Annotated in this window: 11 protein-coding genes and 1 pseudogene; 2 read left to right on the top strand and 10 right to left on the bottom strand. The window is 63.3% G+C overall.

From position 1 onward, the window contains the following. Window positions 1-1,372, bottom strand: a pseudogene (locus IEV82_RS22970) (baseplate multidomain protein megatron); the annotation flags it as partial. 273 nt (window positions 1,373-1,645) lie between these two features. Here IEV82_RS22970 and IEV82_RS22965 point away from each other — a divergent pair. Then, window positions 1,646-2,296, top strand: coding sequence for a DUF998 domain-containing protein (locus IEV82_RS22965; RefSeq protein ID WP_188484422.1), 651 nt, complete (start codon window positions 1,646-1,648; stop codon window positions 2,294-2,296). A 168-nt stretch (window positions 2,297-2,464) separates the two neighbouring features. On the opposite strand, the gene IEV82_RS22960 is transcribed toward IEV82_RS22965, so the two are convergent. From IEV82_RS22960 to IEV82_RS22925, 8 genes are all read right to left on the bottom strand, one after another. Then, on the bottom strand, window positions 2,465-2,911 hold the full coding sequence (locus IEV82_RS22960; RefSeq protein WP_188484421.1) for an NlpC/P60 family protein: 447 nt from the start codon (window positions 2,909-2,911) through the stop codon (window positions 2,465-2,467). Further along, window positions 2,908-3,792: a phage/gene transfer agent baseplate hub protein gene (locus IEV82_RS22955; protein WP_188484420.1), complete on the bottom strand. Its 885-nt coding sequence runs from the start codon at window positions 3,790-3,792 to the stop codon at window positions 2,908-2,910. Before IEV82_RS22955 ends, IEV82_RS22960 begins: the two co-directional genes overlap by 4 nt. After that, window positions 3,789-4,415, bottom strand: a complete 627-nt coding sequence (locus IEV82_RS22950; RefSeq protein WP_188484419.1) for a DUF2460 domain-containing protein — start codon at window positions 4,413-4,415, stop codon at window positions 3,789-3,791. The genes IEV82_RS22955 and IEV82_RS22950 overlap by 4 nt, the downstream gene beginning before the upstream one ends. Further along, on the bottom strand, window positions 4,415-6,850 hold the full coding sequence (locus tag IEV82_RS22945) for a phage tail tape measure C-terminal domain-containing protein (RefSeq protein WP_188484418.1): 2,436 nt from the start codon (window positions 6,848-6,850) through the stop codon (window positions 4,415-4,417). Before IEV82_RS22945 ends, IEV82_RS22950 begins: the two co-directional genes overlap by 1 nt. After that, window positions 6,843-7,010, bottom strand: coding sequence for a DUF7697 family protein (locus tag IEV82_RS22940; RefSeq protein ID WP_229747994.1), 168 nt, complete (start codon window positions 7,008-7,010; stop codon window positions 6,843-6,845). The genes IEV82_RS22945 and IEV82_RS22940 overlap by 8 nt, the downstream gene beginning before the upstream one ends. A gap of 62 nt (window positions 7,011-7,072) precedes the next feature. Continuing rightward, window positions 7,073-7,510, bottom strand: coding sequence for a phage-derived protein YdaY family protein (locus IEV82_RS22935; RefSeq protein WP_188484417.1), 438 nt, complete (start codon window positions 7,508-7,510; stop codon window positions 7,073-7,075). 2 nt (window positions 7,511-7,512) lie between these two features. Beyond that, window positions 7,513-8,454, bottom strand: a complete 942-nt coding sequence (locus tag IEV82_RS22930; protein ID WP_188484416.1) for a phage tail tube protein — start codon at window positions 8,452-8,454, stop codon at window positions 7,513-7,515. Between the two features lie 25 nt (window positions 8,455-8,479). Next, window positions 8,480-8,902, bottom strand: coding sequence for an acyl-CoA transferase (locus IEV82_RS22925; RefSeq protein WP_188484415.1), 423 nt, complete (start codon window positions 8,900-8,902; stop codon window positions 8,480-8,482). Window positions 8,903-9,267: 365 nt separating this feature from the next. Between IEV82_RS22925 and IEV82_RS22920 the strand changes: the two genes are divergently transcribed. Beyond that, on the top strand, window positions 9,268-9,528 hold the full coding sequence (locus tag IEV82_RS22920) for a DUF1272 domain-containing protein (protein WP_188484414.1): 261 nt from the start codon (window positions 9,268-9,270) through the stop codon (window positions 9,526-9,528). A 12-nt stretch (window positions 9,529-9,540) separates the two neighbouring features. On the opposite strand, the gene IEV82_RS22915 is transcribed toward IEV82_RS22920, so the two are convergent. Beyond that, window positions 9,541-11,097: a methyl-accepting chemotaxis protein gene (locus IEV82_RS22915; RefSeq protein ID WP_188484413.1), complete on the bottom strand. Its 1,557-nt coding sequence runs from the start codon at window positions 11,095-11,097 to the stop codon at window positions 9,541-9,543. Window positions 11,098-12,003: the final 906 nt, after the last annotated feature.

The following is a 12,003-nucleotide window of genomic DNA, read 5'->3' as shown; positions in this document are numbered from 1 at the left end:
GATGGGCGTAGTGCAGCACCATGCGGCGCAGGCCCCAGTCCTCTGCCGTGCCGGTCCAGCTGACAGCCTCCTCGGCGATGGTGAAGTCCGAGGGGCTGGCACCCCCGAACAGGGCGGCAACCTGCGCGGCGGCCGTGGCGGTCTTGTCCACCGATCCAGCGAACCCCGCTGCAGGCGAACAGGTGATCCGCCCCCGCCACGGGAAGGCAGGCTGGCCGGTCGCAGCGGCGTTGTCGGAATACGGGTTCGGCAGGCTGTTGCCGGGCGGCACGTCCATCAGGAGGAAGGGGTAGAAGGTCACGCGCAGACCGCGCGCCTTCATCTCCTGGATGGCCTGAACCACGGCGAAGTCGGACGGCGTGCCGCCATAGACCGGGCGGTCCAGTGCATCGCGACTGACCAGATGTGCGTCCGCGCGTACGACACCGTTCACGCTCCAGGTCAACGGGTCGGTGGTCTTCTCCGGGACCTCGACCCCGGGCTGCACCTTGCACGATCCCGCGCGCAGATCGTCGCCGAACCAGGCGACGACGAGGCTGATGCTCTCGACCTTGGGGGCCATCGCCTGCATCCGGTCCAGCGCCTCCACCATGTCGGTGGCGTCGGCCAGCGCGTTCAGGTTCTCGGGCACCTGCGCGCCCGGCGCGCCCTTGCGGATGGCTGTCGTTGCATAGGTGAACTCGCCGGAGGCGGGGATCATGGTGACCGCGCGGGTCAGCCCCTCGGCGGTGTCGGGATCGGCGAGCGGCTGGAACACCTCGAAGGACAACTGCGGCAGGCGGTTGCCGTAGGTGGAAAGCGCCAGTTCCTCGAAGACCACGTACGCCGTGCCGCGATAGGCCGGCGTGCTGGCCGCACCCATCTTCGCGGCGATGAACGGATCGGGTGACTGCGCCTCGTCGCCGGGATACCAGCGCCAGGTGACGCCGGAGAGGTCCATCGGCTTGCCGTCAGCCCAGATGCGGCCGATGCCGGTGATCGGGCCTTCGCACAAGGCGACCGCAAAACTGGCGTAGTACAGATACTCGGTGGTCTTGACCTTGCCGCCGCCGGTCTTGCCGCCGCCTTGGGTCGTGGTGCTGGTGTCTTCGCGGAAATCCGTGGCCCAGATGATATTGCCGCCCATCCGCATCCGGCCGTAAAGGCGCGGGACGACAGCGCCCTCGGTGGCCGAGGTGATGCGCAGGCTGTCGAGCCGCGCGCCCTCGATGCGCTGGGTCGGCGCCAGCGACGAGATGATCCAGCTGTCGACAACCGAACCGACGGTGGAGCCGACAAAGCCACCAATGGTCGCGGCGCTCACACCAAGGATCGCGCCGCCGATGCTGCCGCCAAGGGCAGCGCCGGCAGCGCCGAGAACGAGGGTGGCCATGAGGGAACCTCGAGGGCAAAGGTTGAAGGATAGACGGAGAGAAGGTGCTGGACGCGCGGTAAGAATAGATTGCACGGGCGGCACTCGTCGCGGTCTTTGCTCTAATCGCCCTTATGAAAGTGGGTTTCGGCGAATGGACGTCTGCCAAGACGCCTTTCTTTGGAACCAACATGACGGCCGGAACGCCACAAAACCCAGTCAAAGATCGCTTTCTGAAGTGGAACCTACCTGCTTGATCAAATGTTGGCAGCATGACGGGAAAGGAAGCCAGCGGTGACGGACGAGACTACGGAAAAAAGTCGGGTCGTGGCCGAAGAGCGCCCTGAATTGCTGATTTTGGCAGGCGTCGCTGGACTCCTTGGCCAGATCGCTCCCATCGTCGCCATGGTCATTGCGATCTGGCTGACCGGGCACCAGCTGCTCGCCGAGACGATAAGCGAACTTGGGCAGGGCCGCCTCAAGACCATCATGGATACCGGGTTCTACATGAACGCAGCCGGTCTTCTGGCCCTGTCCATAGGGGCCGCGCATGCCCATCTGGGACGGGGCGGCTGGACGGTCGGCGTGTTTTGCCTCGCCTTGCTGGCGCTGATTGTCACGCTGGTTGGCATCTGGGATAACCTTCAGGCCGATGATGCAAATCTTGGCAACATGACCGTGCACACCAAGCTGACCTTCGCGCTATTCCCGCTCTATATCGCGGGGCCGCTTGCAATGGCGCGTGGCGTGAACCGGGTCAGCCGAACCTACACGGTTCTTTTCGTGATTTCGGCAACGATGTTTGCAGTTTTCGCCATTGCATTCAAATTGACTCCAACCGATTACGACGGCGTGATCGAAAAGATCGCCATCGGCGCCACGATGATCTGGACAACGGCGCTGTCAATCCTGTTCCTGAACCGCGGGTTGCGTGCCCGGAACTGAACACCGCGCCAAGCGACCTTCATCACCCGCTACGGCCAAAAACGCGATCATGAATAGGGAGAGTGCTGAACCGGCGTTCGCTGCGAGGTGAATATCGGTCTGCTCAGGGCCGACTTTGTAGGGCCACCGTTTCGGGCAGATAGGACGAAACTTCGGGCTGTACGGCAGTCAGCCTTCAACTTCATTCAGCGGGAACAGGAAGGCGAAGGCGATGCGCCGCTGCCAGGATGGGGTGAGCGGCTCCTCGATCACTCCGAGCCGCTCGTGGGCGTGGATAAAGCTGTTGGGCCCGGTCAGGATCCCGACATGCTTGGCAATGGCGCGGGGCTTCATGCGGAAGAGCACCAGCGCGCCGGGTCCGGCCTCGGCGAGCGGCACTTCGATCATCATGGCGCGCGCGCCCTCGGCCAGAACCTCGCGCGACCCGGTCTCGCCCCAGTCGCGGCTGTAGGCCGGGATCGGGAACGGCTCGGGGCCGACCACCTCGCGCCAGACCCCGCGCGCCAGCCCGAGGCAATCGCAGCCGGCGCCGCTCAGGCTCGCCTGATCATGATACGGCGTGCCGAGCCAGGAGCGCGCCGCTGCGATCACCCTGTCCGGATCGGCAGAGGTCACAGCACGCCACCCTCGTGGCCGCCGTCCTTCGTGGCGTAGCGGAGGACGGCGTCCTGGCCGGGGATGTGCGGGAAACCGCGAAAGTTGGCGGTGTTCGCGAACTTCGCGCCACAGGTCTCGATCCGCTTGTCGCAGCCCGCACGGATGGTGAAGGCATCACTTTCGGCAATGGACCGCACTGGCGGTTCCAACAGCGTCAGCACCGCGATGCCGTCGGTCACGTCATGGCCCAGCACCTCGGTGCGCCGCCCTGTATTCGCGCCGCTCGTCCAGTCCAGCGTGCCAAAGGTGAACCAGCCTGAGGTGAAGCCGCCAAGCCCCGAGGCGGTGAAGGCCCGGTCGCGCAGGAGATCGATGACCGCGCCGGTGCCCTTGAAGGCGGGATCCTCGAGATCGACGCCGCAGCGCGCGTCGCCAAGCGCCGCATCGCAGGCCGTCTGGAACGTCCGCCCGACCGTCTGGCCCAGCACATGGGCGAGCGAACGGACCTCCGCGACGAAGGCCAGCCGCCCGCGCCTTATCTGGCCGATGGCCCCGCGCCGCATCAGCACGCGCTGGCCCGGGTCGGCCCAGTTCACCCGCCAGACCTCGACCTCGGCGTTGTCCCATCGGCCGTCCAGGATGTCGGTCTCGGTGATCCGGTCCGAGGTCAGCACGCCTTCCGCCTCCTGCGCGTCAACCGACAGGTCCGAGCCCGAGCGCACCTCCGACGCCGTGAGCCCGCTCTCGGGCTCGAACTCCGTACCATCGAAGGTGAGCGTCCGGTCGTGATCGGTGAAGCCGAAGGTGACGCCAGCGGCGCGCGTGATCCGCCAACACCACGCGAGCGTCGTTGTGCCCTCGTCGAGAAGGGCTTGCAGGGCGGGATCGAGGGTCTTCATCGGCGCAGTTCCAGAAGCGGAATGGAAGTGATCGAGCCGAGCCGCTCGAGGTCCATCGTCACGTCGAGCGCATCCGTGTCGAAGCGGACCGGCACGTCGAACTCGAAACCCGCGGTGATCGCGACGGCCTCGGCGGGCGCAGTGGCGAAGGCCACCACGCCGGTGGTCGTTTCGACGGACCAGCCTGAGAGTTGCTCAACGCTGCCGAGCGCGATGCGCACGGTGCCCGCGACCGGTTTGGCGATCGCGCGCGTCCAGGATTGCGCCCCGGAGGCGTAGAGCTTCACCAGCTGGAACGCGGTTGTCGCGTCGTCGCCGGTGCCAATGATCTGATCGGTCGGGGCCACAGCCTGCGACGGCAGGGTGGATTTGTAATCGCCCCAGTCCTTGAACCGGAAGCCGTGCAGGCGGCCATTGCGCGCTTCGAAAAAGGCAACCACCGCCGCCAGATCGTCGGCGCGGCGGATGCCGTAGGCCACATCGTAGCGGCGGCGCGAGTTGGCCCAGCTGGCATTGCGCTCCTCGTCGCCCGAGGCAAGCTCGACGATCTGCGTGCGGCGCTCAGGCCCGCCGCGCGCACCCCGGCTGATGTTGTCGGGAAACCGGACCTCGTGAAACGCCATCACATGCCCCTCCGCCCGAGCGAGACAGCGCGCGCGATGTCGGCCGCGATCTGCGTGCGGGACTGCCGGAAGCTTTCGGCGTCACGCGCCATGATGGTGACGTTGACCCCGCCGCCCGCGCCGTAGCTCTGCGCCTCCCGCCGCGACAGCACGCGTTCGCCGCGCTGCAGGATCGCGGGCACCTCGTCAGGACGAAGTCCCGCCCAACCACCGGCATGCATTCGCGGCGCTTTGGCGAAAGCAAAGGCGGGAACCATCCGGCCCGGACCCGGCGATCCGACCATGCCGCCCGCATGCAGGATGTCGGCGAATATGCCGCCTGCGCTGCCCAGCACGCCTGAAAGCGCATTGGCAATCGGCCCCAGGATGAACCGGCGCGCCGCCAGTTTGGCGAGATCGGCGATCATCGATGTCACCAGATCGCGGAAGTCGAGCTTGCCGGTTTTGACGAAGTTACCCACGGCCATCTCGGCGCTCTGGAATGCCCCGACCAGCGTGCTCCCGATATCACCACCAATATCACGGGCTTTGGCCGCATAGTCGGCAAGCGTCGCGGTGACGGCGGCCCAGCCGGTCAGGGCGGTGTCAGCGCCCTCTGCGGTTGCCGCCCCGGCAGTGCGACCAGCCGCCCCGGCGCGACCTGCGGCTCCGCCAGTGTCGTCAAGCGCGTCACCCAGCGTTGCGGCTGCTGCTGCGGCCCCGACCAGCGCTGCTTCAGCGTCTGCTCCAGTGCCGGTCATGGCCTCGCGCAGCGCCTGCCAGCTGGCCAGCGGTCTGCCTGCGGCATCGGCCAGCATGCCTGCGGCTTGCGCGTAGCCGTCTGCCCGGGCGCGCGCATCCTCGGCCATCGCGCCGAGGCCGAGGTCGGGCGGTTCCAGATAGGTACGCGACAAGGCAGCAGAGAAAGCGTCGGCTGCCGCCGCACCTGCTGCGGTCGCGGCCCCCTCGAAGGGGTTGCCGATCCGGCTCAGTCCCACCGGGTCGAGCGTGCCGATCCGTACCCCACCTTCGCCCGTTGCCCAGTCGGGAAGCAGGGCAAGTGCTGCGTTCAAGCCGTTGATGAACGTGTTGATGCGGGTGACCACGCCGTTCAGCATCGCCTCGACCCCGGAGATCAGCCCGTTCGCCGCCTGAAACGCAAAGTCGCCGATGGCACCGGGCAGGTTGCCCCAGATGGCGACAGCGGCATCATAGGTTCCCTGGAAGATGGCTGCTGTCCGATCGCCAAAGCTGACGACGCCCGCAATGGTCCCTTCCAACGCCGCAAGCCCTGCTGCTTTCAGCCCCTCCCAGCCAGCCGCCATGTGGGCGAAGGCCGCGTCGAGCGACAGACCCATGCGCGACCAGACCTCTTTGGCCAGATCACCCAGAAGTCGGAACGCTTCGCCCACGCCGCCGACTCGGGAAACCAGTTCCGAGAACTGATAGACCAGCTCGCCCGCACCCACGATCAGCGCTCCAATACCGGTGCGGATCAGCGCCCCGCGCAGGACGACCAGCGCCGTGGCCAGACCACGCACCGACAGCGCCGCAGCGGCCATGCCCGCCACCCAGCGCCCGGCCATGATGCCTGCGAAGGTGAGGGCATAGGTGGTCAGGCGACCGAGATTGTCGAAGAGCGCCCCTATCGCGATGCCGAGCGGGCCGGTTCTGCTGGCGACCGCTGCCATGGCGTCTGCGACGGCCTCCAGTGCGGGTGCCGCAGCGACGGCGAGCTGGTTCGACAGCCCACGCCAGATCAACCCGAGCCGTGAGATGGCATCGTTCGTGCGCTCGATCTGGTCGGCGTCCTGCTCGGAGACCACGACACCAAATGCGAGGACGTCCTCCGTTGCCTGGCGCAGCGTCGCCGTGTCGATCCGGCTCATGGCGATGGAGCCTTCCTCGCCGAAGAGCTGACCTGCCACGGCTGCGCGCTCGGCAGCGGGCACGAAGCTCTCGATGGCCGCGTTGATCGCACCGACGCGCTGATCCAGTGGCAGCGCAATCAGCTCGTTGGCCGACAGCCCCAGCCGGTCCAGCGCATCAGCGGCGGGACCAGTCCCGGCCGCCGCCTGGCTGAGGCGTCGCGTCAGATCCTTGGTGGCCTGTTCGATGCCAGACATCGACACGCCCGCCAGCTCACCCGCCCGTTCCAGCGCCTGGATCGAGGCGACGGTGGTCCCCAGCGACTGAGCGAGCTTCGCCTGCGCATCCACCGTCTGCAGGCCGGAGCGGATCATCGCCACACCGGCGGCCGCCAGCGCGGCGGTGGTGGCTGCGGCCGCGAGCGTGGCGCGGCGAGCAAAGGCCGCCAGGCGCGCATTGGCCATATCCATCTCGCGCGACAGGCGGCCAAAGCCCCGGGCGCCGGCTTCGCCGATGCCTTCCAGTTCGGCGCGCACCTGTCGGCCGCCCTCCGCCACAAGGCGGACAGACACACGCTTTTCAGCCATCGCGGTCTTCTTCCATCTGTTCGTTGAGTTTGCGCACCATCACCGCCTCGATCTCGGGCAGCAGTTCGGCGGCGATCAGGGTGTTGACACCCAGCGCGCGGGCCAGTGCGAGCGCCGCACCCATGTCCCAACCCAGCACCGCACCGGGGATGGCGCGCAATTGCCCACCAAGGCGGCCGACAAGATCCCAGACCTGCCAACCCTCATAGGTCAGCGGCCGGTTCAGTCTTGTGGGGCAGTCTTCGCAAGCCGTTTGGCAGGCTGCGCAGTACCGCTCGCCCTCGCCGAAGAACCAGTCGGCAAGGGCGCGGAGACGTTTTTTTCCTGATCCAGCAACAGGCCGCGCGCGACATATTGCGTCTGGAATGCCTCGAAGACCGGCCAGATTTCCAACAGCGCGTCGATGCCCTCGGGCGATACAGGGATGATATTGCCCGCGTCATCGCCGACACCCTCCCAATCCAGTACGGCGCGCCGGGCGACGGATTTGGCCATGGCCAGCGCCAGGTCCTCCTGGCCAGCCTCTTCCGGCAGATCCTCTATGGCGGGATCGGCGCGTGCAGAGACCATCAGTGCGGTGGTCAGTGGGGCGACCAGCAAGCGCAGGCCGGTGGCGAGGTCCAGCCATTCGGGGGTGGCGGTCAGGTTCAGTCGGATCATGATCAATATCCTGCAAGGGTGTTGACGAGAACAGCGGTGCACATCCGGCCGACGACGCTGTCGCGGGCGGCCTGCCAGTCAAAGCTCGCCTGCACGCCCTGCGGTCCGGAGATCTCGATGCGCGGACGGGGCAGATAGACGGCATGGGCGGTGAAGGTGAAGCTTTCGCCCGAGGGCAGGACGTAGGCGAATTCCATCTCGCAAGCCTCACCGTTGATCGCCTGCGTCACCAGCGTCTGGTCGGCAAAGCGCACCTCGATCCGGCCGGTCAGCGCCGCCATGCTCGGGTCAGCGCCGTCAATGCGTCCGTCGCCCCGGATGGTTTCGATCCGGTCGAGGTTGTTGGAATAGGTGATCTCGGCCGAGACCACATTGCCGAGCGCCGTGCCATTGCGCTTTACCGAGCCGTTGAAATGGCCGAAGCGCTGCAGGCTCAGTGCGGTTGGCGTGCCTGCCGCGGTTGCGGCGGCGATGGTTTCGCCTTGGGCGACAAGCCGGGCAGTTGCTGTCAGCAGACCAGATCGCTGCATCTGCCAGGTGATCTGATCGAGAACGCACCCGGAATACATCGCATAGCGCGGCACCTCGGGCATGCCGGTCTCGATCGACAGGCTGGGCAGCGTCCACGACCCCGACTGGAACTCGTGGGTGTACGGCGCTTCTGCGCCCGTGGTCGTCGGCGTGCCGAAAGCCGCCTTCAGCCAGAACCCGAAGGCTTCGGCGTCGAGCGGCACGACGACATCTCCATCGGCGGTCACCGCGTCCTTGATCGGGGGCAGCGGATCGCGGCCATAGCCCAGAAGTTCGGAGTTCAGCAGCGGCTGTTCCGACCCCAAAGTTGCCCGGGCAAAGGGCATGCGGGTGAAGCCGCTCGCAGGCGGCGTTCCATAGGTCGTCTCGAACGCAAGCGCCATCTGCGCCTGCGCGCCTTGCGCACGTGCCATGGGGGTCTCCTTTATGTCAGGGTGGTCAGGCCAGAGGGCCGGTAGTGGTGTAGTGCAACACGACAGTGATCAACGCAGCCTTCAGCGCCGCGGCACCTTCGATGGGCAGGTCAACCGAGGCCGGGGCCTCGGGTTCGACCCAGTCGCAGAGACCACCGAGCGTGCGGTCGGCTTCCAGTGCTGTGCCAATGGCAGCGATCAGGGTGTCGAACGCGCTGGCCCGGCTGGTGCTAGCCTGGACGACGACCTCCAGCTCGGCGCGGTGCTGGTAGTGATAGCGCAGAGGTGACAGCGTCACCTCCGGCTCACCCGGCTGGCCATCGCGCAGGATGATAAGTCCGGAAGACGGGATGCGTTCGGGCAGAACCTCGTCGCGCAGGGTGAGGGCGGCAAGCGGCTGCAGCCGCGCGTACAGGGCGGTGAGGATAGTTTCGCGAGTGGTGGGCAATTTCTATTCCAATGTTTGAGGCTTAGCCGAAGCCCACAAAAATGCCTTGGCCGCCATTGCTACCAGGCTGAGATGATGCAGGTGCAGTAGACTGGTCCCAGCTCAAAGCGGCCCAACTGGCCGTGGTACGAATAGGCGATAGCCGACCTTCGCTGCGCTGGTCGCGAACTGGTAAGATCCGATCTTTGCAGACCTTCGCCGCAAGTGCTCCAAGGTCCGGTTTTACCAACTGTTCAAGCAACGGTGGTTTTTGAGAGAGAAGCTCGAGCACATTGGACGGAAAGTTCGCACCAAGTGTTAAACCTTTCGAAGTCACTTCCAGTCGTGATGCAGCGTGATACAAAAACGCATTGAAAGGGACGACGATGTTAGAAATTAGACCAAACTGCGAATGGTGTGACAAAGATCTACCGCCAGATTCGAATGAGGCACGGATTTGTAGTTACGAATGCACATATTGTTCCGAATGCGCAGAGACGGTGCTACACAATGTTTGCGCAACCTTTGGGGGTGGGTTTGCTCAGCGTCCGATCAGACCAATCATCACCGCCGTCGCGAGAAACCTGGTCACCATCGCCAATGCGTTGTGCAGGAGCCGTCAGAAATGGGCCGCTCCCACGCCCTGACAGATACAGTTGCTAAGCTGCGATCAGCTTTTGTCGTTCCCAGTTGCCTTTGTCGAAATGCGACATTAACTCTGACAATTGTATTGCCAATGTGTTGAGTTGCGCCCCGTCGTGCATCAGTTTATCGGCCACACTGGCGTTTTGCTGGGTGACTTTATCCAACCCTGTCATACCGTTATTCACCTCGTTCAGGCTGCTGGATTGATCTTGCATGCCGATGGATATGCTCTCGAGGGTGGTTGAGATTTCAGCCACCTCTGTGACGACGCGCGAGATTGCCGGTCCTGCCTTTCCTACCAGATCGGCTCCTTCTGCCACATGCGATGAGCTGTCGGAAATCAGGTCGCGGATTTCACTTGCCGCGTCAGCGCAACGTTTGGACAATCCACGCACTTCTGTTGCGACGACTGCAAAACCTCGCCCTGCCTCACCTGCGCGGGCCGCCTCAACCCCCGCATTCAAGGCAAGGAGGTTGGTTTGAAAGGCGATACCGTCTATGACCGAGATGATCTTGGAGATTTCGGCAGAAGATCGTTCGATCATGGTCATCGCGTTGACGGCCCCCTGAACAACCGCACCTGTTTCATCTGCGCCTTGCCGCACAGTTGTTGCCGTCTTACTGGCTGTTCCGGCCTTGATTGCTGCCTCGCCGACCGCAGTCGTCAGCTCCTGAATTGCTGCAGCGGTTTCTTCAAGTGTGGCAGCCTGTGCTTCTGCTCGGTGTGCAAGGGCTTTCGACGCGTTCCCAACCTCTTCGCCGCGGCTGCGCATCTGGCTTGCCACGCCATTGACTTGGCTGATGATGTCGTTCAACCGCCCTACAGTGGAGTTAAAGCTTTGGCGTAGAGGTTCGAATTCAGCTGGCAATTTTTCTTCGATCCGACAGTCCAGTTGCCCTGCATCCAGCGACGAGAGTCGTTCTTGCAACAGTAAAACTACTTGCGCTGCGTTCTTGCGCTGGATTTCCGCTCCCTGTTCGGAAGCGACTGCAGCAAGTCTTTGTTCATCTGCCTCTTGCTGGCGAGCGGCAATTGCACTTACTGCATCTGCCCGCTTGATGATGTTGACCAACAAAACCGCAGTTTCGGCCAACACGATACCTGCGTGGAACAAGATCCGTCCAAGGTTGTCTGACTCCACCCCCGTTGGAAAGATAAGTGCTGGCATCAACAGGCCCAAGGATAGGTGATGCACTGCAATCAAACTGGCCGCAAAAAGCAACGCGCCTGCGCTACCCAACGTAGCGACAACTGCGAGCAAGGCAAAGAATACCATGTGCGAGTCGATCTGCCACGGGTGACCCGTGAAGGCGGCTGTCAAGATAACGCCGTGTAGAACAAAACAAAAGCTCAAAACATAATCCCGCAATCCCGAAGCGAACAACGCCGAGAATGCCCCCAAGATTCCAATCAGCACGCCAAGTGCCGCAAAGACCCACCACCCATCTGAGTTGACGATGAACAGACTGACCACCGCTGGCGCAAATGTTAGCACAAGATTTGCACATTGCTGGACGCTGCGTTCATCCAATTCGCCAAGCTGGCGGCGCAGGCTGTTGATCATGAGCATAGTGCTATTATCCTTTCGCCAGAAAGAAGAATTACCGCACCTGCGGCGCGTAGTATTGCAGCGTCCGCAGGGTCAGATAGGATTACAAATGCCCCAAAAGGGGCCCGGACGGGGTAAACTTCTACCAAGGCGCTGCGTTCGATAATTTGCCCCACTGTCGGTCCGAAAGGTGTGCTTACCACAAGCACCAGCCTGTCACTGTCCCGTGCAAGACTACTGCCGAGCGCCAAAAGCGGTCCCGTAGCTGCACAAAGCACTACGCAAAAAACCAAAGCAAGTCGCTGCATTATGAAACCTTTTTCCCTCCTGTCCTCAGACAAAAGGTTTTCAAACAGAAAATCCCTTAGGGGCTTATAACTCAAACTATCCTAAGGAATAGGAGGGTATCTTTGGTTGATGAAGTGGGGATGGATTTCTAACAATCTCACAAGATAAACTTTATCGATATTTTAGAACCTTAAACGATAGCTCACCTGTCACAAGATAGAGATTATTCTATCTTAATGTGATTAAATGTGTCGAAAGATGCAGGGAATGTATGGTCAAAAAACGGACGAACACTTCAACTCGATGCGCTCATGCCAACATTCCCCATGTGGCGTGTCGGCGGAGGTCAAGATCGCCTAATTTTCCCCTCTGGACAAGCGCTTTTCGCCCCGATCCAGCGCTGCACCGCACGCAAGCCAGCGGCGGAGTTGGCGAATTGCGCTGCAGCGCCGGTGCTCAGGCGATGCGCATCGAGCGTGTCTTTCGAGATGTCTATTCCGATGGTCTCCTTGTTCGTAAGCATTCGCTGGAGGCCGCGGTCAAGCGACCTTGACCAGGGGCGTGGCCCCGTCCCATTCCCACGGCAGCAACTCGTGCAGGCGCGAGACCGGCATATCGGAGATGCGGGCGATGATGTCG

The sequence above is a fragment of the Marivita lacus genome, from assembly GCF_014637725.1.
GTDB classification, from domain to species: domain Bacteria; phylum Pseudomonadota; class Alphaproteobacteria; order Rhodobacterales; family Rhodobacteraceae; genus Marivita; species Marivita lacus.
Note: the sequence above shows the minus strand (reverse complement) of the source record. Positions and strands in the feature narration are given on the sequence as shown.